The organism is Halomonas sp. N3-2A, from assembly GCF_002216165.1.
Lineage (GTDB): Bacteria > Pseudomonadota > Gammaproteobacteria > Pseudomonadales > Halomonadaceae > Vreelandella.
In genome coordinates this window covers 700,696-726,613 of the sequence record NZ_CP022286.1, presented here as the reverse complement: position 1 = coordinate 726,613, position 25,918 = coordinate 700,696, and the positions used below count along the sequence as shown (strand labels likewise).

32 protein-coding genes are annotated in these 25,918 nt (G+C 53.4%); 22 read left to right on the top strand and 10 right to left on the bottom strand.

Features of this window, described 5'->3' with window-relative positions:
- Positions 1–19 precede the first annotated feature (19 nt).
- The 22 genes from CEK60_RS03290 to CEK60_RS03185 all read left to right on the top strand — a co-directional run bounded on the left by CEK60_RS03290 (position 20) and on the right by CEK60_RS03185 (position 19,232).
- Positions 20–982: a hypothetical protein gene (locus CEK60_RS03290; RefSeq protein ID WP_089037804.1), complete on the top strand. Its 963-nt coding sequence runs from the start codon at positions 20–22 to the stop codon at positions 980–982.
- Positions 979–1,542 carry a class I SAM-dependent methyltransferase gene (locus tag CEK60_RS03285; protein ID WP_089037803.1) on the top strand — a complete coding sequence of 188 codons (564 nt, stop codon included), beginning with the start codon at positions 979–981 and terminating at the stop codon, positions 1,540–1,542. Before CEK60_RS03290 ends, CEK60_RS03285 begins: the two co-directional genes overlap by 4 nt.
- Positions 1,543–1,546: 4 nt before the next feature.
- A complete protein-coding gene (locus tag CEK60_RS03280; protein ID WP_089037802.1) occupies positions 1,547–1,921 on the top strand; it encodes a hypothetical protein in 375 nt (124 codons plus the stop codon).
- Position 1,922: 1 nt separating this feature from the next.
- Positions 1,923–2,207 carry a hypothetical protein gene (locus CEK60_RS03275; protein WP_089037801.1) on the top strand — a complete coding sequence of 95 codons (285 nt, stop codon included), beginning with the start codon at positions 1,923–1,925 and terminating at the stop codon, positions 2,205–2,207.
- Positions 2,207–2,602, top strand: coding sequence for a hypothetical protein (locus CEK60_RS03270; RefSeq protein ID WP_089037800.1), 396 nt, complete (start codon positions 2,207–2,209; stop codon positions 2,600–2,602). Before CEK60_RS03275 ends, CEK60_RS03270 begins: the two co-directional genes overlap by 1 nt.
- Positions 2,602–3,012, top strand: a complete 411-nt coding sequence (locus tag CEK60_RS03265; protein ID WP_089037799.1) for a hypothetical protein — start codon at positions 2,602–2,604, stop codon at positions 3,010–3,012. Before CEK60_RS03270 ends, CEK60_RS03265 begins: the two co-directional genes overlap by 1 nt.
- Positions 3,012–3,455 (top strand): hypothetical protein, encoded by a 444-nt coding sequence (locus CEK60_RS03260; protein ID WP_089037798.1) that lies wholly within the window; start codon positions 3,012–3,014, stop codon positions 3,453–3,455. The genes CEK60_RS03265 and CEK60_RS03260 overlap by 1 nt, the downstream gene beginning before the upstream one ends.
- A 10-nt stretch (positions 3,456–3,465) precedes the next feature.
- Positions 3,466–3,747 carry a hypothetical protein gene (locus CEK60_RS03255; protein ID WP_089037797.1) on the top strand — a complete coding sequence of 94 codons (282 nt, stop codon included), beginning with the start codon at positions 3,466–3,468 and terminating at the stop codon, positions 3,745–3,747.
- Between the two features lie 73 nt (positions 3,748–3,820).
- Entirely contained in the window at positions 3,821–4,720 is a 900-nt protein-coding gene (locus tag CEK60_RS03250; RefSeq protein ID WP_089037796.1) for a phage tail tube protein, read from the top strand.
- Between the two features lie 86 nt (positions 4,721–4,806).
- Positions 4,807–5,244 carry a hypothetical protein gene (locus tag CEK60_RS03245; protein WP_089037795.1) on the top strand — a complete coding sequence of 146 codons (438 nt, stop codon included), beginning with the start codon at positions 4,807–4,809 and terminating at the stop codon, positions 5,242–5,244.
- Positions 5,245–5,288: 44 nt separating this feature from the next.
- Entirely contained in the window at positions 5,289–5,540 is a 252-nt protein-coding gene (locus tag CEK60_RS03240) for a hypothetical protein (RefSeq protein WP_089037794.1), read from the top strand.
- A gap of 148 nt (positions 5,541–5,688) precedes the next feature.
- Positions 5,689–6,435: a KilA-N domain-containing protein gene (locus tag CEK60_RS03235; RefSeq protein WP_089037793.1), complete on the top strand. Its 747-nt coding sequence runs from the start codon at positions 5,689–5,691 to the stop codon at positions 6,433–6,435.
- Entirely contained in the window at positions 6,432–6,962 is a 531-nt protein-coding gene (locus CEK60_RS03230; RefSeq protein WP_089037792.1) for a hypothetical protein, read from the top strand. The genes CEK60_RS03235 and CEK60_RS03230 overlap by 4 nt, the downstream gene beginning before the upstream one ends.
- A 120-nt stretch (positions 6,963–7,082) precedes the next feature.
- Positions 7,083–7,793 carry a hypothetical protein gene (locus tag CEK60_RS03225; RefSeq protein ID WP_157697984.1) on the top strand — a complete coding sequence of 237 codons (711 nt, stop codon included), beginning with the start codon at positions 7,083–7,085 and terminating at the stop codon, positions 7,791–7,793.
- 3 nt (positions 7,794–7,796) lie between these two features.
- A complete protein-coding gene (locus CEK60_RS03220; RefSeq protein WP_089037790.1) occupies positions 7,797–8,135 on the top strand; it encodes a hypothetical protein in 339 nt (112 codons plus the stop codon).
- Between the two features lie 12 nt (positions 8,136–8,147).
- Positions 8,148–8,534, top strand: a complete 387-nt coding sequence (locus CEK60_RS03215) for a DUF2511 domain-containing protein (protein ID WP_089037789.1) — start codon at positions 8,148–8,150, stop codon at positions 8,532–8,534.
- Positions 8,535–8,651: 117 nt separating this feature from the next.
- Positions 8,652–9,023 (top strand): hypothetical protein, encoded by a 372-nt coding sequence (locus tag CEK60_RS03210; RefSeq protein WP_157697983.1) that lies wholly within the window; start codon positions 8,652–8,654, stop codon positions 9,021–9,023.
- A 104-nt stretch (positions 9,024–9,127) separates the two neighbouring features.
- A complete protein-coding gene (locus tag CEK60_RS03205; protein ID WP_089037787.1) occupies positions 9,128–15,109 on the top strand; it encodes an EF-hand domain-containing protein in 5,982 nt (1,993 codons plus the stop codon).
- Positions 15,106–16,449, top strand: coding sequence for a hypothetical protein (locus tag CEK60_RS03200; protein ID WP_089037786.1), 1,344 nt, complete (start codon positions 15,106–15,108; stop codon positions 16,447–16,449). Before CEK60_RS03205 ends, CEK60_RS03200 begins: the two co-directional genes overlap by 4 nt.
- Positions 16,446–17,270: a hypothetical protein gene (locus CEK60_RS03195; RefSeq protein WP_157697982.1), complete on the top strand. Its 825-nt coding sequence runs from the start codon at positions 16,446–16,448 to the stop codon at positions 17,268–17,270. The genes CEK60_RS03200 and CEK60_RS03195 overlap by 4 nt, the downstream gene beginning before the upstream one ends.
- Before the next feature lies 1 nt (position 17,271).
- Positions 17,272–18,651, top strand: a complete 1,380-nt coding sequence (locus tag CEK60_RS03190) for a phage head spike fiber domain-containing protein (protein ID WP_089037784.1) — start codon at positions 17,272–17,274, stop codon at positions 18,649–18,651.
- A complete protein-coding gene (locus CEK60_RS03185; RefSeq protein ID WP_089037783.1) occupies positions 18,648–19,232 on the top strand; it encodes a hypothetical protein in 585 nt (194 codons plus the stop codon). The genes CEK60_RS03190 and CEK60_RS03185 overlap by 4 nt, the downstream gene beginning before the upstream one ends.
- 1 nt (position 19,233) lies before the next feature.
- Here the strand turns inward: CEK60_RS03185 and CEK60_RS03180 are convergent, their stop codons facing one another.
- From CEK60_RS03180 to CEK60_RS03135, 10 genes are all read right to left on the bottom strand, one after another.
- Positions 19,234–19,515, bottom strand: a complete 282-nt coding sequence (locus tag CEK60_RS03180) for a hypothetical protein (protein ID WP_089037782.1) — start codon at positions 19,513–19,515, stop codon at positions 19,234–19,236.
- Complete coding sequence (locus CEK60_RS03175; RefSeq protein WP_198361450.1) at positions 19,505–19,849, bottom strand: DUF2493 domain-containing protein; 345 nt, start codon at positions 19,847–19,849, stop codon at positions 19,505–19,507. The genes CEK60_RS03180 and CEK60_RS03175 overlap by 11 nt, the downstream gene beginning before the upstream one ends.
- Positions 19,846–20,064 carry a hypothetical protein gene (locus tag CEK60_RS03170; RefSeq protein WP_089037781.1) on the bottom strand — a complete coding sequence of 73 codons (219 nt, stop codon included), beginning with the start codon at positions 20,062–20,064 and terminating at the stop codon, positions 19,846–19,848. Before CEK60_RS03170 ends, CEK60_RS03175 begins: the two co-directional genes overlap by 4 nt.
- Entirely contained in the window at positions 20,061–20,249 is a 189-nt protein-coding gene (locus CEK60_RS03165; RefSeq protein ID WP_089037780.1) for a hypothetical protein, read from the bottom strand. Before CEK60_RS03165 ends, CEK60_RS03170 begins: the two co-directional genes overlap by 4 nt.
- Complete coding sequence (locus CEK60_RS03160; RefSeq protein WP_089037779.1) at positions 20,249–20,512, bottom strand: hypothetical protein; 264 nt, start codon at positions 20,510–20,512, stop codon at positions 20,249–20,251. Before CEK60_RS03160 ends, CEK60_RS03165 begins: the two co-directional genes overlap by 1 nt.
- A 17-nt stretch (positions 20,513–20,529) precedes the next feature.
- Entirely contained in the window at positions 20,530–21,741 is a 1,212-nt protein-coding gene (locus CEK60_RS03155) for a tyrosine-type recombinase/integrase (RefSeq protein ID WP_089037778.1), read from the bottom strand.
- A gap of 447 nt (positions 21,742–22,188) precedes the next feature.
- Positions 22,189–23,607 carry a DegQ family serine endoprotease gene (locus CEK60_RS03150; RefSeq protein WP_038485193.1) on the bottom strand — a complete coding sequence of 473 codons (1,419 nt, stop codon included), beginning with the start codon at positions 23,605–23,607 and terminating at the stop codon, positions 22,189–22,191.
- 80 nt (positions 23,608–23,687) lie between these two features.
- Positions 23,688–24,134, bottom strand: coding sequence for a SoxR reducing system RseC family protein (locus CEK60_RS03145; RefSeq protein WP_089037777.1), 447 nt, complete (start codon positions 24,132–24,134; stop codon positions 23,688–23,690).
- A 14-nt stretch (positions 24,135–24,148) separates the two neighbouring features.
- Positions 24,149–25,045: a MucB/RseB C-terminal domain-containing protein gene (locus tag CEK60_RS03140; protein ID WP_232471460.1), complete on the bottom strand. Its 897-nt coding sequence runs from the start codon at positions 25,043–25,045 to the stop codon at positions 24,149–24,151.
- Between the two features lie 110 nt (positions 25,046–25,155).
- On the bottom strand, positions 25,156–25,896 hold the full coding sequence (locus CEK60_RS03135) for a sigma-E factor negative regulatory protein (RefSeq protein WP_089037776.1): 741 nt from the start codon (positions 25,894–25,896) through the stop codon (positions 25,156–25,158).
- Between the last annotated feature and the right edge of the window lie 22 nt (positions 25,897–25,918).

Below are 25,918 nucleotides of genomic sequence, written 5' to 3'. Positions count from 1 at the left end.
ACCATTCTCGGGGTAAATCATGCGAGTTCTTATCTACTCTCAGTCAGTGCTGGCAACGGCACTGGCCGGGGCTCTGTCTGCCATGGGTCACCGCATTGAAATGCGCAACCCGCGCTATTGGCGCGGCGAGATTGAGCCGTGTGATTTCCTGGTGGTGGGCGGTATGCGTGCAGGTCGTCGCATTGTGGCGGCCTACGATCAACCGGCGCTGGTAGTCGATTGGGGCTACCTGCATCGGGTGAATAACCGCGATGAAATCCATAGCGGTCATTGGCAAGTAGGCATTGGCAATCTTAACCGGTTGCCGCCTTTTCCCTGCCCAACAGACCGCTTTGATTCCCTTGGTCTCGAAATTGCCGCAAAAGGTGGCGATGCCAAGGGTTATATTTTGCTCATTGGGCAAATGCCCGGTGATGCTGCCCATGCTGGCGTGAATCACGAGGCATGGCTGAAAGAGCAGGTCGAGCATTACGGCGCTGATAACATTCTCTACCGCCCGCATCCGCGTGGCGGCGTTGAGCTGAAAGGCGTCGAGCGCGACCAAGGAACGCTAAATGAAGCGCTTGAAGGCGCACGGCTGGTGGTCACCTACAACAGCAACGCAGGCCATGAGGCTCTTTTGGCAGGCATTCCGGTCGTGTGCGACCTATCAGCCGCCTATGCTGAGCTGTCTGGCGAGGAACTGCCTAGCCTAGATGATCGCCGCGCCTACTTCGCTCGCGTGGCATACGGGCAATGGCTGGTCAGCGAGGCCGAACAGTGCGCAGCGTTCATTATCGACCACCTGCTAACCGGCGAAGGCTTTGAAAGCCTAGGTGATGCAAGCGAGCCTCAGGACGATAGCGAGCCATCCCGCCGTGACTTCCTGCTAGATGAGATCGAGCGGCTTAGCGGCAAGCGCCCTGGCTCACGCAGCAAAGACGCCACCCTTGAACAGCGATATGACGAGTTAAGCAAAGCTGAGCATGGCGGTGATGAATGAATGCCGAGATAGCCTTTAACAAGTTGATGAGCATGGATTTCTCGACCGTGCTGGACGTTGGCTCTGGTGCTGGCGAGCATGCCCGCGTAATGCGCGAGGCTGGCAAGCAGGTAACCACAATCGCTTACACAGGCGAGGCCGATATCATTGGCGACTACTGCGAGGCCGATGTAGGCCAGTTTGACGCCATTTGGGCTAGCTATGTGCTTGAGCATCAACCCGACCCGGGTAAGTTCCTGCGCAAGTGTTACGCCGACTTGAGTGATGACGGCATCCTGGCGGTCACCGTGCCGCCCATGAAGCCGAACATCGTAGGCGGGCACCTCACGCTATGGAATGCAGGCCTGCTGCTCTACAGCTTGATCCTGGCGGGCTTTGATTGCTCGCAAGCCATGGTTAAAACCTATGGCTACAACGTGAGCGTGATTGTCCGCAAGACGCCGGCCGATTTGCCAGAGCTACGCATGGATCGCGGCGACATTGAGCGATTAACCCATCTTTTCCCCATGCCAGTGAAGCAAGGCTTTAACGGCAACATCGCATCGATTAGCTGGAGCTAGCGAAATGACTATCTATGTGACAGTTGGAGACGTGGATACGATTCTTGGCTCTGACTGGGCCGAGGAAGCCGCCAAGCCGCTGGCGGTTTTGCAAGCCAACGACTGGCTCACGGCTAAAGGAATCCCAGTCGACGTTGACGACGAGCGCATTACCCGAGCAGGCGCTTATCTGGCCAAGATGGCAGCGGCTGGCACGCTGTATGCGGATTCAGGCGGGGATCTAAAGCGCGAGCGCGTGAAAGCGGAAGGCGTAGAGGTCGAAGAGGAGTATCAGGACGGCGCCCGCGCTGTGGCTGGCGATATGCTTTATATCCGCGACCTGCTGCGCCCCTGGCTTAACCCCTTTGGCTCTAGCGTCCGCATTCTGTCGAGGTTATGACATGGGTAAAGTAATCAGTCTTGATGACCATAGACCCCACAACAGCGGGCAGGCCAAGTGTCTAGCCTGCCAGCATGAATGGTTTGCTGTCGCTCCTGTCGATACTCACGGCAACCTAGAGTGCCCGTCATGTAGCCTATCCAAAGGCGAGTTCAGCGGCAATTTCTTTCCGGCTGATGCGGAAACCTACCAATGCAGTACGTGCGGCAATGACCTTTGGTTAGTGTTGCGTGACGGTATTTTCTGCCGAGGCTGCGGGGCCACTACCAGCCTTGAGGATCTGTGATGGGATACATCCAAGACAAGCTCAATTCCAAGCTGGCCAAAGCCTACGACGGCAAGCTAGCCGACGCCATCAAGCCCTTTGAGTGCGTGCGCTCTACTGCGGCGGGTGAGTATGACTGGGAGACCGGAGAAACGCCTATTGTGACTACCGGCTATAAAGGTCGCGGCGTTTTTGGTTCCTTTAATCGCGAAGAGGTCGATGGTGTAAAGATATTGGCCACTGACGTAAAGCTATCGGCTGTACTTCAAAGCGAGCTATTGGTAGTCGTTGACGGCGAGCCTACCGGCGAACTCGCAGCACCCGAGGTCGATGACGTTATCAATGGCTTAAAGGTTAAGAGCGTCGGCCGAGATCCGGCATCCGTTACGTGGACAATGGCGCTAAGGGGGTCGTGATGGCTAGAGGCGGATGGTCAATGCCGTTATCGGCATTCATACCCCAGATAGAAAACAAGTTCCTTAAGCTGCGCAATCAGATTGCAGCGGAGGCGCTGCAGTTACTCCAATTTGGCTCGCCAGTTGATCAGGGCACGTACCGGGCTAACCACCGCATCTCTATCGGTGACCGCGACATGACCTTTGAGCTTGTAGCGGGCTCGTCTGCGCCGAAGGGCAGCATTGATCAGCAGGTCTATGACCGCGAGGTGCGTAAACTGCTGACAGAGAATGCGCCTTTTACCATCGTATACATACAGCAAAACCTACCTTATGCGCAGCGCATCGAGGATGGTTGGTCGCAACAGGCTGGCGAAGGCGTTTATGCAGCGGCAGCCTCTGCTCTGCGCTCTAAATATGGTGGCGGCTAATGACCTATACAGATATTCAAAAGGCGCTCGCTAGGCATATGGGCCAATGGCCGGGGCGCGCCGATGTTCCGGTGTGGATTAACGGCGCCATTATTCCCGAGAGCGTATCCGCTGCCCGCGACGGCCCAACCAAGGCACCGTGGGTGCGCTTCAACATCATCTGGTCGAAGGCATTCACGGCGGGCGTAGGTAGCCAGCCCTGCCGCCGCATCCCCGGCATTATCACTGCAGAGATTTACTACCCCGAGCCGGTCTTTGATTCCACAACCACGTCGATCAAAAACCCAGCGCTGGAAACGCTAGCAATAGCCGACTCCATTGCTGAGCACTTCCAGTATTGGCAGGAGCAGAAGATCAGCACGCTAGCCGCCTCAGTCGTCAATGTCGATGATGAGGCTGACTGGTACCGCCGAAACGTTGTTGTCGACTTCGACGCTGACTAATGGAGTGATTATGGAGATTACCGGAATGATCTTTGCCGCCGTGGCGCTGGCTATAAGCGCAGGCGCTAACTTCTGGATCCTGATCAGTATTCAGCGGCGGCTAGCTGCGCAGCAAAAGCGAAACGCTGATTTTCTTGAAGCGCAAAAATCAATATTGGCTGAAATGCAGGCATTGCATGCGGAAGAAAAGCAAATGCACGCCGAGCAGATGCGGAGCAACGCTGCCTTATTTGCCCGATACGGCCAAGTGCTAGACGCCTATCGGCGCATTCAGTTCTGGCAAAACCGATAACCCACTCCTACCCCGCACCAACCAACCGCCTTCGTGGCGGTTTTTTTGTTCCACCACCACGAGGTAATTAACTATGGCAAGTGGCTCTCGCGTCCGCATTGCGCGCCGCCCGGCTGGGTCAAGCGACCCATGGCAGGTTCTGCGCACAACCGGCGACTCACTCACAGTTGAAAACGACACGGTTCGTTCTGACGAAATTCGAGACGACGCAACACGCGGTGATCAAAAGACGATCATGATCAACCCGAATGGAGGCGTTTCGTTTGAGTTCAGCGCGGCCAATTTCGATTCGATCATGTCCTCTGTGCTGCGTAGCACTTGGACGACCGACACGCTCACCAACGGCACCACTGATACGCGCTGGGACTATCTCAAGTCGTACATGGATGAAGATATTCATGTACTGCTGTCCGATGCGTCAGAAAGTCAGCTGCAAATCACTGCCAACTCTGGCGAAAAGGTGACGGGCGAAGTCACCATCATGGCGCGTGGTCATGATGATGAGTACGACCCGACCGGTGACACCTTCGACGAGCCAGAAGACACGATCATCATGGATGCGTCGAACAACATGCACACCATCCTGGTGGACGGCGCGCCGATTACAGGCATGTGCATGAAGGCGTTCGACGTAACGATCAACGGCACTTTCCAATCTGATCAATGCGTTGGCAGCCTTTACCAGCATCACCAGCCCGGCAGCTTCGACATTACCGGCAACGTGACCTTCCGCTACTCTACGGCAGCCATGGCGCTTTGGCGTAAAGGCTTGTTGAGTGAGCCGGTATCACTGGGGTTCACACTCTCCGAAGGTGATTACTCTTACGTGAAGTCACTGCCGCGACTGTTCCTGTCTGGCAGCCTTCCTGGCGGCGGTCTCGATACCATCCTGGATCAGCAGCTTGCTATCACCGCAGCCCGCGATGCCAACGGCGTCATGATGCAAGTGGATCGCACCGTACCCGCCCCCTAACCGCTTTGGCCTCCCCGCTGTTTGTCCGTGGCTGGGAGGCCTCTTTTATTACGGACAATCACCCATAACGGATAGAGGTAGTAATCATGGCTTATCAATTTAATCGTTTCGACCAAGCAAAGATCACTGATGGTGAATGGGCTGATTTTGAGGGCGGTCGCTTCAAAATCGCCAAGAGCGGAAATACTGTTCATCTGGAAGCTAGCGAGCGCATCTCTAAAGAGCTGAACAAGAAGTACCCGGATGGCGATGTGCCGATTCTTGAGCGCCTACGCGCCACGGCCCGCGAATGGGCTGAGGGCGTGTTGCGCGATTGGGAAGAGATGGAAGCCGCAGACGGCAGCACCGTGCCTTACAGCATCGAGAACGCCACCACGCTACTGATGAACGACGAACCGCTATTCAATGAGATTCGCCGAAAATCCCGCCAGATGGCTCGCTTTGAGCAAGAGTACGTGGAGAAGGAGGCAAAAAAGCCAGCCACCTCATCCGCTGGCAAGCGCAGTTCCACCGCCCAGGAGTAAGCTTTGAAGATGCAGTCAAAGAATACACCAACGACTGCATCTTTTTGGGCGTAGAACCCGAGCCGCCTGAAACGGATGCCCGCACTAACTTCTGGATGCGGGTTTTCTCGCTGTGCTGCCGTGAACGCCCAGCATCCATGGGTGGCATTGCTCAAATACCGCCAACCAAGATGCTTTATTTATCGGATCGTCTTGGCTGGGCGTGTGAAGACGAAGAGCTGCTAGCGGTGATTGATGCGATGGACGACGCCTACCGCGAACTACACCAATCAAAACAGCAACACCAAGCCGCCTAATCAGGCGGCTTTTTTGTATGCGTCCTTCACACGACGCCAACACAGAGTTCTACGGGATAAGTCTACGGGGTCGGCAGTTAGTGCCGAAGCTCTGTGGGCTGCCTGTACCCGTGTGAACGTGGACTTATCACCATAGAAGGCATTCAAAATGAGCAATATTATTCCTCTGAACTTCGAAGACAATTCCTTTCCGTTCACTGAAGATGGCTGGATTAATGCCACTGAAGCGTCTAAGCACTTCGGAAAGCGCCCCAATGACTGGCTAGCCCTTCCCGAGACCAAAGATTACATGGCCGCTGTCACGCGCCAATTAAATACCAGAGAATCTGGTAATTTAGTCCGCACGGCGCGAGGCCGAAATGGTGGAACTTGGATACATCCTGATTTAGCTGTCTTTTTTGCGCGCTGGCTATCTGTTGATTTTGCAGTTCGTTGCGACCGGCATATCAAGCACCTGATTGAACAAGGCGCTACATTTCGTCAGCATGAAAACCTGCTTTCGGCATTCGTCCTGCCAGCCGCTAACCAATGGGAGCTACGATTTGGCGATGACTATTACCTCGCCCTGGCCCGTATAACCAATACCCGTTACCTAGGGCACTCTCGCGGAACGCCAGCTATCTACGGAAAGCTAACTCGGCGCTGGGTGTATGAGGCGGTTATGCCCGCCGATGTGATTACAGAGATCGACTCTCGAAAGCGCAATGGTGACAAGCTTCATCAGTGGCTAACGGAAGGCGGATCTATCACTCTGGCTGACCAAATTTCTAAAGTCACGCTGATTGCCAATACCTCCACCAGCCTAAGAGACTTCGAGGCGCGCTGTTCTCAGATGGTTGATGGCAAAGGGCAGCTAGCTTTGCTTTATCCGCCTAAGAAAGGAGTGGCCGCATGAACCTTTGCCTCGAAGACACAAACAGCGTGATTGACTGGCTGTGTGATGGTAAAAGTCCTGTTACGGCTTCGATCAGCATAGCAAAGCTGTCTGCTACTTTATCCAAGGCGCTAGAAATGGATGGGCTTTCCCACAAGCTTGGTGACGTACTTGAAATACTTCTTGCCCCTATAGAGGAGCGCAGGGCTGTGCCCGACAGGGCGGATGCTTCGATTGATGCTGGCGATGTATTCCTTCACGGCTCAGACTGGACTGTGAGTATTGCTGAGCATTTTGGGTTTCAGGGCGCTTCTGAGGACTTCGTCGATCTTGAATGGCTCAAGGATAGGCCGCACACAAAGGCAGTCCATAAAGCCATAACTATGCTAGCTGTTGAGGCTATGAGCACTGCATCGGACTTCTACAGGGAGAAAAACGGGCACTCGATGATGGATGTGCTCATGGTCTCCATGGATACAGGAGAAGGATTTGATCAGACCCAGGCGCGCTTAACAGCGAAAACCAAAGGACTTGAAGTGGTTAAATAGCCCACCAAACCCCGCTCAACTCTCCCCTACCCCTTAGACCTAATCCGCGCTATCCTGAGGAAATATATTTCATCGCTGGGGAGCGAAAAATTGCCTAGGCCTAAGCCTATATCCGAGCATGTGAGTGCTTGGTTTCAGCAGATTATTGATCTCGATGAAGAAATTCATCCGTACAAACTAATGCGTCTTGAGAAAGAGATATCCAAGCTAAAAGACGAGTATGAAAAATCAATCGACTACGCATACCTTTACGGCATATGGGGTAAATTCGACGATGCGCGCAAGTGGTTGCGCGCATCAGGCGGATACGGGCCTTCATCAGCACTAAGGTATGCGGGCGCCGCCAAGGCTGCTTTGGAGTTTCAAGTGGCTAATGAGGCTATCCGCTACGCCGTTGATAATGGCGGGGTGACAACTGCGTCAGAGCGGGCTTTTGGAATTTATATAGCCACCGGAATTTGTGCATTCAATCTGGCCCGCGAGATAAGAGACGCCAAGGATGAAGAAATAATGATGGTTAATGGTCAGGAATTAGCTAACGAAGCTCTTGATAGGGCTCACCGTCTCGGCTTGAAGGATCGTGATATTCAGGAATTCTTCACGCGGTCTTTAAAAAATGTTGAGAAATACATGGCTGACAAGCGGCGTCCGCTTGTGATTGACCAGTGCGTAGACGATGAGCAGCCAGAAAAGATTGTACTTCGACTGGAGATTGCAGCAGATCCAGATGACTTCGGTGACATACTTTGGGATCTTTGCGATATCGACTACACGGGAATACCGCCTGAAGTGGTAAGCAGCATAGTGATTAACCCAGTTCCGGCGGAGTAAACCATGCAGTCGTCAGACATCCTTGATTTTGCTTATAAGCTTTACTCAGAGAACGACACCGAAGTCGCCTACAGAACATCAATTGGCCGCTCTTATTACTCGGTTTTTCATCCGGCCCAGGATGAATATAAAAGGCTCAGCTTGTCAGGAGTGGGCAACACTCATACTAAGGTAATAAATGGCTTCCTGAACAAGCACCAAGCAATCGGTCGCGCCATGGATACGCTTTTTAGCGACCGGATAAGAGCCGATTATCACCTTAATCGCCCCGTAAGTGCCTCTGAGGCCAAAGCATGCTTGTCCAAGGCGAGAAAGATACATGAGAAGCTGGCTGAGCTATAACAAGGGGGAAGGATGATTAAGAATATTGCCAAGACTGGAGTTGGGTTGCTTTTATTTTTGGTCGTGTTTGGCTTTGTGGCCTACATGGTTAATCCAGAGGCAATGCAAGCCAATCAGCAAGAAGTAAAGAATAGCGAGGATGAAATATTGGCTGGCGAACTAGTAACAAAAGACGAATTCGGGGAAAACTGGCCATTCACTGTTGACGAGGGCCGCATTGAGTGCCGTGAAGCAGGAGCTTTGGTGTTTGTGCGTGGCGAGTTTGAATACCAGCTCAATGGAACGGCTAGCCAGCTAGGCTATACGAGCATCAATTCTATTTGGCGCTGGAATCCAGATATTCCTGGGACGCGAATCTCCATAACCCCTATCATCCAAAGAGCCCAAGCACTCTGCTGAGAGACAGCCACTAAAAACCCGCCTCTTAGGCGGGCTTTTTATGCGCTATTGGAAAATGCTCCAATGCACCCGCCCTACCCTCTATCCCTAATACGCGCTAGGATTAGGTGAAATTAGGTGACTAATGGGGATAAGGGGATGAGTGATCGATCTATCAGTAGGCAAGCTGTAAGGGAGCTTGTTAAGAAAAACCACGAAGAATTAATTGAAGCTGTTAATCGCGGCGAAAATGCCCATCAATTTTCACTGGATCAGCAAGATATTTTGGTCGAACAGCATACGGCAGGCATGACTATTGAGGAGCAAGCGCGCTTTTTTGAGATGTACGCTCAAGAAAGTGACGCACTTACTGCCGAGGTAGAAGCAAATACCCAAAAAATTATTCAAGATACTGAGAAACGAAACCAAAACGCAGACAATATAGGGAAAGCGATAGGTGGATTTATCATTTTTCTAATCACAATATTTGTCTTGTTCAAAGTTTTGTAAATCCATGTAAAGACAAATAAATAAAATTAAAACCGCCCTCAGTGGCGGTTTTTTTATGCCTAAATTTTACCCGCCCTCGCCTGCCGAGCCATGAAGGAAAGCTTATGTCATACAACAGCACGCTACATATTGCGATTGATAGCACAGGCGCTGAACAGCAACTAAAGCGCTTCCAGAATCGGTTAGAGCTGACTGACAGGGCTGGCGACGAAGCGGCGTCCAGCGTAAGCAACGTGGGTCTTGAAGCCGACCGAATGCGTAACACGATTATGCGTGCAAGCGGTGCTCTTGCTGGAAGCGCGGCGGCTTTAGGCCTAATGGCCAGGCAGTCATCGGATGCCGCAAGGGAGATCAAAAACCTCAGCCGCTTGGCGGGTGCCGATGTGGTCACCTTTCAGAAAATGACGATGGCTAGCCGCGCCTTCGGTATCGAGCAAGAGCAACTTGCTCAAATCATGCTGGATGTAAAAGACCGCGTTGGGGATTTTCTGCAAACAGGACAGGGCGAATTTGCCGACTTCTTTGAGAATATCGCACCAAAGGTAGGGCTAACTGCTGATGCCCTGGCTCGCATGGCTGGCCCAGAAGCGTTACAGGCTATCTATAACGCACTAGAGCAAACTAATCTAACCGCTTCTGAAACCACGTTCTACATGGAGTCATTAGCGTCAGACGCCACTCGCCTTATTCCTCTGTTGCAGGATAACGGCGCTGGATTTAGAGAGGTTGCTAACGAGGCTGAGCGTCTAGGGGTGGCGCTGTCAGAAGTAGAGATCGACCAGTTGGTCGCGCTTCGTGGCGAGTTTGCCGACTTGGAAACCATTATTTCATCATCTACCTCTCAGATTATCGCAGAGTACAGCGGTGAAATAACCTCAACAGTAGATGCGCTTGGTGATGGCGTCAGACTGCTAGCGGATAACTTTGACAATCTTGCCGATGCCGCCACCTTAGCGGCTGGAGTTATGACAGCTCGATTTGTGAGCGCAATGGCTGCGGGAACTGCTGCCACCATTCATAGCATGGCCGTAACGCGCGCCCAAACGTTAGCTCTTGCCGAAAATCAGGCTGTTGAAGCTAGCCGTACCGCCACGATGGCTCGATCAGTTGCTGCAGAGCAGAGCTCGGCCGCAGCGCGGGCAAATATCGCCGCACAGCGAGCTTCGCAAAATGCTGCCGCAATAGCGCAAGACCTTCAGCGTGTCCAATCGCTTCAATCAACACTCGCAGCTGAGCGAACCTTGGCTGCACAGCGACTACAATCCCAAACGACTGCGGCTGGTCGCATGCAGGTGCAGGCGCGTATAGCTCAGCTGCAGACAGCTGAAACCGCCGCGACTAACCAGCTAGCCTTAGCTAGCGGTAGGCTTACTCAGGCGCAGACAGCCGAGGCATCGGCTAAGCGAACAGCAGCGTTGGCCAGTCTGGACAAGGCTAGAGCTGACACGGCAGCAACCGCAGCTATGGGCCGATATACCGCTGCGGCAGCGGCGGCAACTGGTGCGAGCACGGCTTTAGCCACCGCATCTCGAGCTGCATCAGGCGCGCTAACCTTAGTTGGCGGGCCTGTTGGGGCTGCAGTTCTTGCAACAGTCGCCCTTGGGGCTTTAGCCAACCGACTAGACAAAACAGCAGAACGCGCAGAGAACATGGAGTTTCGCGCTAACGAGCTAGCCTCATCGCTTCAAAGCATGGGTGAGACGTCCATTCGCACCCAGCTTGCCGCCGTAACATTAGAGCTTGCCAGCATGGATGGGGCTCAAGAAGCATTAAATGAGACAGCCCGAAGATCTTCGCGCGCCCACAGTACGCTAGGTGCAGACCTTAGAAATTTAGGTGACACCGTTGAGGTCTATACGCGCGCCAATCAGAACTCCACTGAAGAAGTGGAGAAAATGCGCACACAGCAAATGGCGCTAGAAAAAGCACTTGAACTCATCTCCGGGTCCAGCGAAGCAGCTACTCGGGCAATCAATGAGTACGGAGAAAGCGCAGAAGACGCAGCCGACAAAACCTACACCCTGGCCGACGCCTACGAATCCCTCCTAGACCGCATCAAGCCGAATCGCCGCGAGGCTCGTCAGTATGCGCAGGACTTGGGCGCCCTTAACCTAGCCCTAGCCTCTGGCCGCATGAATACCCAGCAGTACATGCAGGCGATGGGGCTGTTGCAAGAGTCGTTTCAGGCAGTGCAGCGGGATACTGATGAACTATCCAAGAAAACCGCCGATGAAACCAAGGACATGTCGCGCGAGTGGGAGCGCTTCGGTAACTCGGTCGATGATGCCTTAGTAGATATCGTCAAAGGCTCGTTCGATTCGTTTGACAACATTGGTGATGCATTCGAAACCCTAATCGCTGAGATGATCGTAGCGGCGGGGAAAAACGAAATTCGCTTGCGCCTGGGTATGGGTACTAGCGGCCCAATGCAGGGCGGCTTTAGCCAGCTGCTAGGCATGGGTAAGAGCGACGGCCTAGGCAGTCTAATTAGCGGTGGTAAGACGCTATTGGGATTGAGCACTCCAGCCGCAGCAAGCGGCACCGCCCTAAGCGGCGGCTTTATGGGGGCAGCTGCAACGCAATCGGCCGGCAGTCTGTACGGCATGGCGACCACTGGCGGCGTGGCGCAGGCCGGATTAGCAAGCAGCATTGCCGCTGGCATTAGCACTGCGATGCCCTGGATTGCCGGTGGCTTAGCCATTGATTCATTGCTAGGCGGCGGCATCACGAAAGCAATTTCCGGCCTTTTCGGTGGCAAATCACGCGGCCCTAGCTTCGACCTGATGACCACGAATCAGGATCCGCGCACGATTTTTGAAGACGTCCAGCATGGCGTTAGCGCGACCGGGGCGTTTGGGAATATCGGTTTCCACGGTGGCAATACGAACAGATTAGAGGAGACGTTTGGTAGTTTCGATAATGCTCGCCAGTATTTAGAAGTAATCGCTGCAACAGATGACATGATGGCTGCGCTCAGCCCGAAAGACGTTGAAGCCATGACCTATGCCATCCAGCAGATGCGCATAAAATCGAGCGACGCGGCGGGCATTACTGAGCAGTTAGGGGATCGCACAAAAGCCGCTTTCGGCGCGATGTCCGGCGACTTTGGCGCATTCGCTCGCACCTTGAGCGGCAGCACAGAGGAGATTATTGCTCAGGCGCAAAACGCCCGGCAGGCACACGACCTGCTAACCGGTGCGTCTGAACGTCTTGGTGTCCAGTTTAACGCCACCGGCGGCTACTCCTATGAAGTCGCTAACGGTATGGCCGCCATGGCGGGCGGTGTTCAAAGCCTCGAATCCATGTATTCGAGCTTTTACCAGAACTACTACACGGAAGCTGAACGCACTGCGCAAAAAACGGATGACGTAACCGCTGCGTTTGCCGCGCTGGGCTTTGCCATGCCGGAAAATGCGGCGCAATTCCGTGAACTGGTACTGGCCCAAGACACAAGCACTGAAGCAGGGCGCGCCGCGCAGGTGGAGTTGCTCAGACTAGAGAGCGCGTTTGCTCAACTAACGCCCGCCATCGAGGACACCGGTAGCGCTGCTGATACGGCGTCAGAAGCACTGCGCATGCAAGGTCAGCTCAACAGACAGCTGCTTCAAGCACAGGGCGATACTGGCGCACTACGTCAGCTAGAAATCGATGCGCTGAAAGAGATTCAAGGCTGGCAGGAAGCGGGTCTTGTCGCGACTCAAAAGCGAATCTGGGCTATCGAGGATGAGAAAGAGGCCCAGCGGGAAGCAGAGCGTGCCCAGCAAGAGCGCATTCGTGCTATTGAACAAGAGGCCAGCGCATGGCAGCGTGCACAGCAGCAACTTGCGTCTTTCGGCGTCAGCATCGACAAGTGGGTCGATAACCTACGCGGTACCGACGCAGGCCTCGGCACTCCTGGCGATCAGCTTGCAGCAGCATCAGCGGCTTTTGATGAGCAATACGCTAAAGCTCTGTCTGGCGATCAAGCAGCGCTTGGCAGCATCACGCAGTACGCGGATCGCTTTATCGAAGCCCAGAAAGGCTGGAGCGCGAGCGGCGAGCAGACGGTCAGCACGATTGACCGCGTTACCGGCATGCTCGAAAAACTGCCCGACCAGCTAACGCCCGAGCAGTTCCTTGCTGAGGAGTTCAAGGGCATCATCGACGGCCAGACCACAGCTCTTCTAAGCGGCTGGAATGGCGGCTTTGATAGCCTGCTGAGCGGCTTATCTGCCGACTTTGGCGCGCTTGATACGTCGCTTGATGGCCTGCTGTCATTTGATGAGCTAAAAGCTGGGCTGGCTGGCAAAGCGACTGATTCCGAGTTGCGGGCATTGATCGGCGCGGTCGATAAAAACGGCGATGGCCTGATTAGCAAGCAGGAATTAACCAATGCCTCTATCAGTGACCTGCGTGTCGGCATCACGTCAACGCTGTCTAAATCGTTTAGCGACCTAGACAGCAACGTTGACGGATTGCTGACGTTCGCAGAATTGAAAGCAGGTCTTGGCGGCATTGCGACAGACGAAACGCTGCGCGCGATGATGCACGGCATGGACCTCAATAATGACGGCGTGATCAATAAGCTCGAAAGCATCGTCATCGCTGAGATGCCCAATGACGCCGTGTTAACCACAGTCCTGAAGAACAAAATGGACGCGCTGGGCAGCAAGACTCTAACGGCTGCGCAGGTTAAGCAAGCGCTATCCCCAATTGCGTCAGATGAGGATATTGCCCAGCTAATTAAGCGCGTAGATAAAAACGGCGACGGGATCATAAGCGCCGAAGAGCTGACAGCCGCGCGTGTCGGTGGGCTGGCCCAAGGGATCACAGATGCACTGCTGCCAGCGTTCGGCGAGCTAGACAAAAACGTTGATGGGCTGCTTACGCTCAGCGAGCTGCAAACTGGGCTAAAAGGCATCGCCACGAATGATGCTATTCGCGGCATCTTTGCAGGCGCAGACCTTAATAACGACAATGTAATCAACAAGCTGGAAAGCGTCGTTATTGCAGGAATGCCGACTGACGCACGTCTAACAACAGTGCTGCGCAATCAGATGCAGGACTTGCGCACTAAGACGCTAACAGCTCAGCAAGTGCGCTCAGCGCTCTCGCCGATTGCGTCAAATGACGTAATCGATCAGCTGATCCGCCAAGTAGACACCAACGGCGACGGCATCATATCGGCGGAGGAAAATACCGCCGCGCGTGTCGCTGGACTGACGGACGGCATCGCTGGGGCGCTTGAGCCGATGTTTAACAGCATCGATTTAGATGCTAGTGGGCTTATCGACTACAACGAGTTCGGCAAGGTCTTCGATGGCATGGCGACCGACGAGCAGCTGAAAAACATTTTCAGCGAACTCGATAAAAACGGCGACGGTGTTATCAGTAAATTAGAAGCGATGCATCGCTCGACGATGGATGCCGAGGGGTCAATTAAAACCATTGAAGACTTCTTCTACCGCGCTGGCTCCCCTTCCTGGGGGCTTCGCGTCTCGATGTCGCATCACCAAAACGTCGATGCAGTTAAATCCTTTGGCTATCACACAGCAAAAGAGATGCGTCGAGAATTCAGCCCAAGCGGTACGGGCATCGGTGTATCTCTCGCAGCTCCTCAAAACGGTGATGGCGCGCGCTCGATTGCAACTGCGTTTAAGCAAGTTCTGGGCGCCAATTCGGTCAACGGTTCGCACGCAGACGGCCTCTGGAATGTCGGCTTTGACGGCTACATAGCTGAGCTACACAAAGACGAGATGGTTGTGCCTGCTGGACCTGCTAACGCTCTGCGTGAGCTAGCCGCTGGCGACCCGTCAATGTCGATGGCAAGCATGCCAGCGCCTGCCGTCACCATGTCTGCGCCTCCCGTTCCTCAGTTCCCGCTGCTCGATCAGACCGATGTAACGCAAGTCATGCGTGACATGCAGCGCACTATTGAAATGCAGGGCGCGCAAATTGCTGAGCTGTTACGCACTGGCAACCGCAACACCGAGCAGACGAAAGAAGCGGTCGTTGGCGTCGGCAAGGCTGCTCATCGGCAGCGTGAGGAGCACGGTCGCAAGCTTGATCGACTCAACAGCTATATCAAACTGAGAGTGCGCACATGACAGACCAAGAGTACGACAACTGGCTAGCCAGCACATCGGCGGCCAGGGTTGTGCTGTGCGAGCTTGATCATGCAGGCGGGACGCGCTATGTCGCGTCCCGGCCCTACATATCCAGGCCGACAGACAGCGACCCGAATCGCATCTATGACGATTTAATGCGCGAGGCCGTCGATATTGATACACGAATCGACGGCCTCGTCGGTTTTGGAGAGATCACATTAACGGACGACGGAGAGATAACAGACTGGGCGGGTGATGCATGGCGTGGCCACGGCATTCGTTTATATCTTGGCGGACCTGACTGGTCGCGCGACGATTTTCGCCTGCTCGCGCGTGGTATTAACGGCGGGCTTATGCCTTCGCCGCGCGGGGAAATATCGTTTGAAATGATTGATCAGTCCGCGCTGCTAGACGAGGTTACTGACACTGGCCAGCTACCCGATAACGCGGGACCGGTACCCCTCGCATTGGGCAGCGTTTTTAACGCGCCTGCGTACCTGCTCACAGCCAGCCCCTACGAATTTAAAGCCTCGTTTCTTGCGGTCACAGCGCTGACCCCTAAGGACAACGGCAATCCAGTGTCGCACACCGACAACTTAGCTAACGGCTCATTCGAGCTTGCGGCGGGAATTGTCGGGACGCTGACAGTTGATATTGAAGAGCAGCACAACACGCCTACGCTCATCGCTCAGTGGGTAGCGGGTCAATATGGCATTACTGTCGGCGATATTGATATGCCCGCTTATACCGTAGGCCTCTACTACAACAGCGAGGTCTCCGGGGCGCAGGTGCTTAACGATCTGTGCGACGGCCTCGGTGCGTATTGGTATCTCAACGCTACTGGCGAGCTGGTAGTGCGGCAGCGAACACTACCAACCGTCGCTGATGTGACGCTTGTCGGTGACGACATACGCGACGGTCAGATATCGCTAACAGAAACACAAGCGCCCTGGTCAGCGCTAACGCTGCGCTGGGGGCGCAACTACTCAACGTTATCGCAAGTGGCGGGCACCGTGGGAGATGTTCAAGCAGACCGATTGCGTCGCGAGTGGAGCGAGGTTCGCGGCACTCAGTCGCTGCCGGACTATCCGCTGGCTGAAGAGCGCTCTATCAGCACGCCAATATCCAACGCAACAGACGCCGAAACTGAGCGTGACCGCCTGCTGGCCCTACACTCAGAGCGCCGCGACGTGTACAGCATCGAGACTTTTCTGCCCATCATCGAAGTCTCTGACGCGCTCAGCGTCATAAACCCTCGCCTAGACGGCCGCATCGGCAGCGTTATCTCTATTTCGCGCTCGCCGACGGCGGGCATTACTGACCTGGGGGTGCTGTTTTGAACTATCCGAACATGCGCATGATCATCGACAACTTGCATGATAGTGCGACACTCACGGCAACAAGTCAGGCGCTGCCGATTGCGTACACGCAGCGCAGCGGACGCTCTTACGTCTGGCGGTCAACGAGCACGGCAACACAGGTTATCACTGGCACCCTGCCTAGCGTGCAGCCCATTGATGGGCTTGTTGTTTACCGCCATAACCTCAGCCCTTCTGCAATGATTCGCTGGGAGCTGCTGTCTGGCGGCAGCGTCGTTTACGACAGTGGCATGACGACAACAGCGTATCTTGTGACGCCGCCGAACTTGCGTGTAGGTATAGACCCCTGGGGATTGACCTATAGCGACGCCCTTCCGGCCGAGCAGTCGGTACGCTGGCCGGAGCTTCAATTTGCCGATCAGTATCGAGTAACGATTAGCGATGCCGGAAACCCTGACGGATATATAGAGGTAGGTCGAATAGTCGTCGGTTTTGCCTTCAGTCCTAAAAGAAACCCGTCATACGGTCTTTCGCTAACGTGGCAAGAAAATGCTGAACAAGTACGCACAGAGGGTGGGTCGCTGCGAACAATCACGGCTAACGGGCAATCTCGATTGCTGAATATCGACCTCAACTTTCTCGAAGGCGGTGACCGTACACGCCTAACGACTGATCTAGTCAAAGTCGGTAAACAGGGCGATATCTTCGTTTCTGTGTATCCCGAGCAAGGCGGCATTAAAGAGCTAGAGCACTCATTTATTGCGCGCCGCGAAAACGATTATGGGCACAGCGCACGCTTTTGCAACATCTGGCAATCCCAGCTATCACTCGCCGAGGTATAACATGGCCAGCTTTCCTACAGTAGACTTTTCACAATACAAGTGGGAAGAAAACGATCAAAACTATCTTTTTAAGTGGAATAACTTCCAAACAGCTATTAACATTCTGCAAGAAAATATTAATAAATTCGGGGTAGAAGTTAAGGCTGAAGTTGATAGCGCTATCGGAATTGCGCAGTCTTTAATCGAGGCTTACAGCGTTAATGTTTTAGCTCCGTATAAAGATAAAGCCACCCTACTAAGTGATTTTGCAAACCAGCGCTTTCGTTTGTATGACGGCCTGCGTATTAATGATATTGCTGACACATCGCTGTGGGCTATCGATCGCGCGACCATTGGCACATATATAGATGCAGCGGGAAAAATTCGCACAGCCGCAATTGATGAGCCGCGCTATGCTTATGATCCAAAAACGGGTGAGCCGCTAGGCATCCTGTCCGAAGAAGGCCGGACTAATATACTGCTAAACACAAACGATTCGTCCCAGTGGAGCTTGATCGGCGCAATATCTATTGAAAGCACCGAGGTCATAAATGGCATCGAGCGAGTGCGGATTAGAATTTTAGCCGGTCAAGAGGGTCGCGTTCAATTTAACTACAATGCCTCTTTGTCGGGCACTTATACTGCGTCGGCGCGCGTTAGAGTCCTTGAGGGGTGGCAGCAAAACACCCTGGCTATAAGTATGTCAAATGCTGACGGAGGATTTAGCAAGTTTGTTAATCCGCCTTCCGATGGAGCCTTTGACTACATTGAGCGCACAGATAATGTAAATGGTACTGGGGCTGTAAATATAATCAGATCATTAACAAATCATTCGCAAGACATTGTGATAGAGGTAGAAGCCCAGCAAATGGAGCAGGGGTTAAACAGAACCTCTTACATACCAACAACAACTACTGCAGTCGCAAGACTTGCAGACAACATTAGCAGATCACTGGGCAATGAGTTTAGCGATACGGAAGGAACCGCCTACATTGATTTTTCACTCAGTCCTGACTCTACCGAGGGTGTAATTATTAGGATTTCAGACGGTACGTCAGATAATCGTATACAGATATACAAAAGATTATCAGATGGGTCGCTTAGCGTTGCTGTGAGATCAGCCGCCCAGGATATAGCATTCTTTGCCGCAGGGGATGCCCCTGATTCTGGGAAGATAGCCGTTTCATACAACGCTGCTGGCATTTCTCTATCAGTCAATGGGGTCTCTTACGTCTCTTCTTTTTCCGCGCCCTTTAATACAATCGGGTCATTAACGCAGGTAGATATTGTTAATACCTCTTTAGCGGGCGCGGAACTGTTCTCTGCGAAAGATTTTTGGTATCTGCCGACGCAAGTTGCGGTCGCCGAACTAGACGCCCTAACAGCAGGAGGCCAGTCATGATTGATGCCATTTTATATATCGCTGATACCACTTCATTTAACGACGACGACGCCATGCCGCAAGGCGCTGTCAAAACCAGCGATGGCAAAGCGCTGATCTACTATCGCGGCAAAACTCTGCCGGATGATAGTCGTATCACTGTGTTGGCATCTGGCGCATACACTGGCACTGGCACAGCGCAGCGGCTCTTCGATGCTATTGAAAACGACGCGGAAAAAATGGCGCTTTATACATCAGTGCACGATCTGACGCCGCGAACTGTTGTAGATGAGGAAGGCAACGAAACGACAATCACGCCGCCGTTTGCGTTTGGCATGCTCGCAGAGTCACCGTTGCCCGTGCCGCATTCTGTCTCAGCCCGCCAGGGCATGGAGCAACTAATACGGCTAGGGCTTGATGAGCGCGTGGACGCGGCCATTGACGAGATTGAGGACGTTGTTCAGCGCAAAATCGTGCGCAACTGGCTGCAAAAAGCACAATACTGGGAGCGCGACAACCCGACGTTCATCGCGTTTGCTTCGACGCTGAAAATTACAGACGGCGATGTTGATGACTACATGCGGCAGGCGTCGATGCTGTAGATCAGTTATACGGCAAATCGCGGACGTTCATTCCGATCTGTCCGCCTCTCGACAGCCGCCACACCCCTTCTGTCATGAGGTCTCGGCGCGTAATCACGTAGGCGATGCTGCCCGGTTGGGTTGTGTCGCCTATGGGGTGCGCGCCGATGCATCTGCCGGAGTACAGTTTGCCGCGGTGGATGATGTGAAAATCTATCAAATCATTGGGCAAGCGGTATTTACCCAGACGCTTCCAGCCCTTACGTTCCAGGGCTTTTCTCCACAGCGTCGCTTTATAGTCCACGTATCACACGCACTGTCAGGCCTGCGTGCTGGGCCTGCTTGATGCAATCCGCCGTACCCCTTCCGCCAGGGAATGCCACGAGGTGTGTCGCGTAAGCTACCATCTGCCCGTTGCGTAACGGCCCCGCCCTTTTCCCTAAATCCCAGTCAGCAGGAAAGCGCTTTACTGGCCAGCCGCGTTCTTGCGCGTAACGTTCACCCAGGGCATCAGCACCCTTCGCCGCTCCGCTGACTATCTCGACCTCGGATTGATTCGCAAAGATCGCATCGAGCTTGCGCTTTAATAGCGGGTAGTCGTTGAAGTCGCGGCCACCAGCTATGATGCAGCGGATCATTCCCCGCCTAAGCCTACGCTACAGCCAGCATAGTGCCCTTTAGGGTATTTCTCGCCAATGTTGGCTTCCTCGATAACATCAATGCTCACGCTAGTGGGCGCCACGCCAAACTCCTGCTTTATCTCCGCAAACGCTTCGTTCATATGCCGGTCGATGATCGAGGCCATCTTGTCTTTAGTGGCGCGGTATTGGTCAATCGTGGCTTCGATGGTCACGCACCACACCCCTTCAATAGCTTTAGCCTCGCTAGCTCGTAACGAGACGCCGGATTCATTGTCGCGTCATCTTGCATTTCGTGGAGCGTGCTAAGGGCCTGATCATGGCTAAAGCCCATCGCTGCGGCGTCTTGAAAATAGCGGTTAAGCTCCGCCTGAAGATCTCGCTGCATATTGATATCCATCACACCTCCTCGCCTGGGAAATGTATATTCCCATCAATATTAGTTGGCATGCTTACTTTAAGCATCCGTGCAGCGTCGTTGAATGCACTCATAGATGCGGCGGCACCTTTAGCGGCTTCGTTTAACTCAGATCGCGCCATGCGGAAGCGCTCGGAATGCACAAGTATCCGGCGGAAAGCCATTTTGCGGTAATCGACTGCGCCGATATTCCGGCCGAAGCATTCTCTATCAATCCGCAGGGCTTCTTTATTGACATTGAGCATCCCCCCCTCCTCTGCCGTTAGGCGTTAACAATCCCCATCACCCGAGCGTACCACTTCCGGTAGGCGTCGGCCTGCTCTTCAAGATAGTCGTGTCGGTCGTACACCTGCCAGACCCCAGGCAATACGTGGCCTAGCATTAGCTCGCAAACATGAGGCTCTGCCAGCGTTGACCAGTTAGTGCGCGCCGTCTTGCGAAGGTCGTACATCGACCAGTGCTGCATCGGCTGGCCAAGCTGTTTTTCAGCCACTCTCATAATGTTCTTAGGATAGCTCAGCGTAGAGCTTTGGTGCATCGGCTTATCTGACGCTTCGGCGCTAAAGAGAAGCACGCCGCTGTGCGATAGTCTCATTGCCTCGCTTACCAATGGCGCCACTTCATCAATGATTGGCCGCTTGAGCGCCCTGCCCGTTTTCCTGCCCGTCTTATGCCGCTCTGGTGGTATGGTCCAAACTCCCTCCTTTAGATCGAACTCTCCTTTTTCAGCACGCATTAGCTCCCCTGGTCGGCATCCATAGAGCAGCACCAGCTTAACGAATATCTGGGATCGCCTGGGCATACGTGAGCGCTCCATTGCTTGCCATAACGTCTTTATCTCATCATCGCTTAACGCCCTGCCAGACTCTCTCATGCGGTTAACGTATAGGTCAGTCTTGGCGCTGATGGCGGCGATTGGCTGGTTATCTATCAGGCCTCGCCTCACCCCCCACTTATGAGCCTGCTTCATGTTGGCAAGCACGCGCTCGGCAATCCTCGGCTTGTGTTCAGCCAGCCGCTCTAGCAAATCCATCCATTGGCGAAGGCCGGTTTCGTCGGCGGGCAGCGACCCTATTTTGGGGAAAACGTGAAGCTCGAATGAGCGGAGAATGTCAGTAGCCCCAACTTTGTTAGGCTCGCAATATCGCGTGTACCACTCACGAACCAGGGTTTCATTTGTGTGGGCCGTGGCAATAGCGGCTTGCTCCACGCGCTTTTGTGTTCTTGGATCATACCCCTGCTCAAGCTGCCCTCGCCTTTTGATCGCTTCGTCGCGAGCTTCTTTGAGTGACATGGCGGGATAGGAGCCAAGATCCATTCGAGCGGCTTTTCCCTGATAGCGGAAGCGTAATTGAAAAACCACCTTGCCCGCTGGCGTAACCCGCGCCCCCATTCCATCGCGGTCGGCTTTCTCTATTGATCGTTCACGCGGCTTTTTATAGACAGACTTTAGCCATGCGTCAGTTAACGCCATGTGTACATGCTCCCCAGCATATTTTTATCGAGGGGCGATTATGTACACGGGCAAGTACATATTTCCAGTAGCTGCTTATTTCTTTTGCTTGCTATCGATTGCTGATGATTGCTTTTAATGGCTTGAGTATTAGTGCTTAGGCGGGAGGTCTTGGCGGGTGTTTGCTGGCAGTTGCCGGGAGTTAGTCGTCGATATGCGCAATGATGGAGAAGTTGCGTATGTGCTTGAGCTTTCCGCTGGAAACGTCTTGAGACATCGAGTGTGTTCTGCCTTATGGGTGTGCAAGGTGTAGCTGGCTTTATAGAGCCAATATGCGCAGGCAATAAAGGTTGCCGCACGACTACTTTGCCAATGTTCGTCAAAAAGATAAGCGCTATTGTAGCGATATGCGCGGGATAGGAACAGCAGTCCGGCGAGAACCGCCGGACTGGAGAGACAATCAGTGGATTACTCTAGACGTAAAGCCACAAATAGCGAGCGTCCATCTCGATACAAGCGCAATGGAATTGCGCGATCATCTGGCAGTTCTTCAACAATTCTCAACAGCTCATCTGCCGAAGCAACGCTGCGATGGTCAATGCTGACTAATATATCGCCCACACGCAGCCCCGCTTGCGAGGCAACACTGTCGGGGTCAACCTGACGCACTTCCACGCCACCACCAATATTTAGGCGCTCACGGGTTGCCTCATCAACTTCTACCACGGCCACACCCAGACGAACCTGATTATTGCTGCTCGAACTATCGCTATGACCAGCTTCTGAATCAGGCCAGCTACCCAGTTCAAGCGTTTCGGTCACCTCTTCGCCATCGCGCATCAGTGTTAAATCCACATCACTGCCAGGAGCAACGCGACCAATCAGACGCGGTAACGTGCTGGAACGATCAACCTCTTCACCGTTCACCGCAATAATGACATCCCCTGCTTGAAGACCACCTTGCGCCGCGGGCCCATCCGGATCGAGGTCAGCAATCAGCGCTCCAATGGCTTCCTCCATGCCAAACGACTCAGCAAGATCACGAGACACAGGCTGAATCATTACGCCCAACCACCCACGATTCACATGTCCGTCTTCACGTAGTTGGTCAGCCACGTCCATGGCGACATTAATGGGAATAGCAAAAGAGAGCCCCATGAAGCCACCGCTACGCGTCAGTATTTGTGAGTTAATACCGACGACTTCCCCTTCAAGGTTAAATAAGGGGCCACCGGAATTACCTGGATTAATAGCAACGTCGGTTTGGATAAAGGGTACATAAACATCACGAGGCAGCGTGCGGTTAATAGCACTCACAATGCCAGCAGATACAGAGTGGTCAAAACCAAAGGGTGAGCCTATGGCAGCCACCCACTCACCGACTTTTAATTCATCGGAGTCGCCCAGATCAAGCACTGGCAAATTGTTGGCATCCACCTTCAGTAGCGCAACATCTGTTTGCGTATCGCTACCCACTAGCTCTGCGGTGAGTTCTCGACGATCGTTTAATCGCACAAGAATTTCATCAGCATCTTGAACCACGTGAGCGTTCGTCAGCACGTAACCATCCGCACTAATGACGAAACCAGAACCAAGTGACTGGCGCTCTTCACTGCGGTTCGGCCCTCGACTAGGGGGAGGCGTAGGAAAACTATCGCCAAAAAAGTGGCGGAATATTTCAGGGATATCCTGGCCACCGAACCCTTGAATAGAAGGCCCAGAGCTACGTTGAATCGTCCTGCTAGTAGAGATATTGACCACACCAGGGGCAGCGTCTTCTACCAATTTGGTAAAGTCTGGCAAGTTCTGCGCGTGGGCATTCTGCCCAACGAACAAAAATACAATAAAGCACAACCAAAGTGCGGAAGGAAAAACCAAGCGCTTCATGCAACAGCTCCTAATCAAGCAAAAGTACTAACTACGTACTAAACACAAGGGAGTGCAACTCTCAGCGAGTTACAGGAGTATTAACTGACCAGACGCGGGCGGAAGCGTTCCACTCGTCCGCGCAGTAGATATTTCAGGATGACGACAGCGCCAATTAAGGTACTAAAAAATAGCATCGCACAAACCCCATCACTCGCCCCCATTCCTGACGCCGTACCAGAAATGATGATGGCAAATAGGAGTGGTAATCCATAAACGAGCAGCGCCAGAATATTGACATCACTCTTAGTAACGGTGAACGAAACTGAGCTACCTATTGGATAAAGGCTTGAATATTGCGAGGGCAAACCGCCCGGATCAATGACGGTGCGTGGTTGACGGCGAGCTAACAACCCTGCGCCACATCCACGCCCTTCAGCACACTGCTGACAAGCGACACTGCTCGACACATCGACCACTAATCCTGCTCCAGAGTGAGCAATGACGGTGCCTGAACGTACGATAGCATTGCAATCTGTAGTGTTCACAACGATGTACCTGGTTATTCAAATTGCACTGACTGAACAATGCGCTGCAACAATTCAACGGGCAGCTCGCCGATGCCCACTAATTGCCAGCTCTGATCTCTGACATCAATCAACGACACAGCAGCGTTAGATACACCGACTCGATGAAGACCTTGCTCCAACGCTGGCTGACTGGCGGGCGACACAAACACGCTCACCGCCGCTAACCCGTCGCTATACACACGCTGGCCGCTTTGCTGCCCTGGCTCCAAGGGCTGCTCGACAAATCCTTCAGGCAGCCAAGTTACTTGCCAAGGTTGGTCAAGCATCTGCTCATCGCTGGGTCTGGGCACTTCACCACTATAGGCGGTAGGAGAGTGAAGCTGGGTGACCTGAAAAGTTTCAAGGACACGGCCTTGAGCATCGCTAAGCACATGCTTAAGCAATAGCCCTGTCGCTTGATCGATCCACCAAGTATGTTGATATCGCTGACTATCGATAGGCGAAAAGCGAAGCTCTACAGCATCACGCTCGGCTACTCGTGTTTTATCCTGAAGCGTTATGTCATAGTACTCGGCGACATGCTCTGCCCATGCCTCTGGTGCAGATACTGAGTCAGACTCGCCAGCTGGAAACCAAGCTAAATGCCCAGCAATGGAACGGCGTTCAACGCTAACGGACGGGCCGTCCAGATGTTGCACAACTTGTTGGCGAATGCCATCTCGAATGCGATGGGAGAGCGCCAGTGTTCTAACCCCTATTGCATCAATAGAAACCGCACGCGCTTGAAACTCAAAGCAATGCCCAGCATAGACACTAGCCACTAGCCACTCATGAGCAGTAGTGAAAGGGGCTTGGCTAGGAGCATCTGCGCAGGAAAGCGATGGGTAGCTATCAGCTTTCAAATGGAGAGGCAGTAAACAGGTGCTCAATACGCACAGGCCAACTGCAAGCCTACCTCTCCCGTAAAGATATTTACCTATCACGTTTCCAGCCACGCGGGCCCTCACTTGGTTAAAAAAGTTGGCCAACGCACCTAATATTAACGTTGTCCTAAAGGCTCCGTTACTGAAGAAGAGCGCATTAATGGCATCCAGCTATCACCACTTCCACCGGCAGCACCTTGCGCGTGCTGTTCAAGGTACGTCTTAAGCAGGCGAATTTGGTCAGCATCAATAGCCAGTGTCTGCTGGGCCATATCCCCCTGGGGCGCATGGGGTGTTGAGAACCCAGCGTCGCTGACATTCATAAAGCCGCCTTGTCCAGACTGACCATTCACACGAAACGGCGTTTGTTCAAACATCGGCATTTCTGATGGCGTCATGGAAGCGGGTTGAGAAGCTGCAAGATTAACAGGCTGCACCTGCACACCACTGCCGGACTGGGCAGCAATGCTATCGCCTGCATTCTGCGCGCTACCAGACGTTGTATTGCCGTTGTTAAAGAACTGCACCCCGGTAATAACCATCAGTGAAACGGCAGCCGCCACCCCGGCACCACGTGCAAAGGAAAGTCCACCAGAACGAGTGGGAATAACCACGGTGTCGTCTTCAAGGGCTGGAGCAGGTTCATCGCGCAATCGATCCATAATGCCAGCAGAAAGATCAATGCTCACATCGACATTTCTTTCACGCTGCATCATGCTGCGCGCCAAATGGTAGCGCCGCCATGTCTCCGCCGCATCAGAATCGTCAGGCAATGACTTCAACACTCGGCGCAATTCAAGCTCATCACTTTCGCTATCCATCAATGCTGAAAGCGACTCCCGTGTGTTATGACTCATACTTCACACCCTCACACTGTGT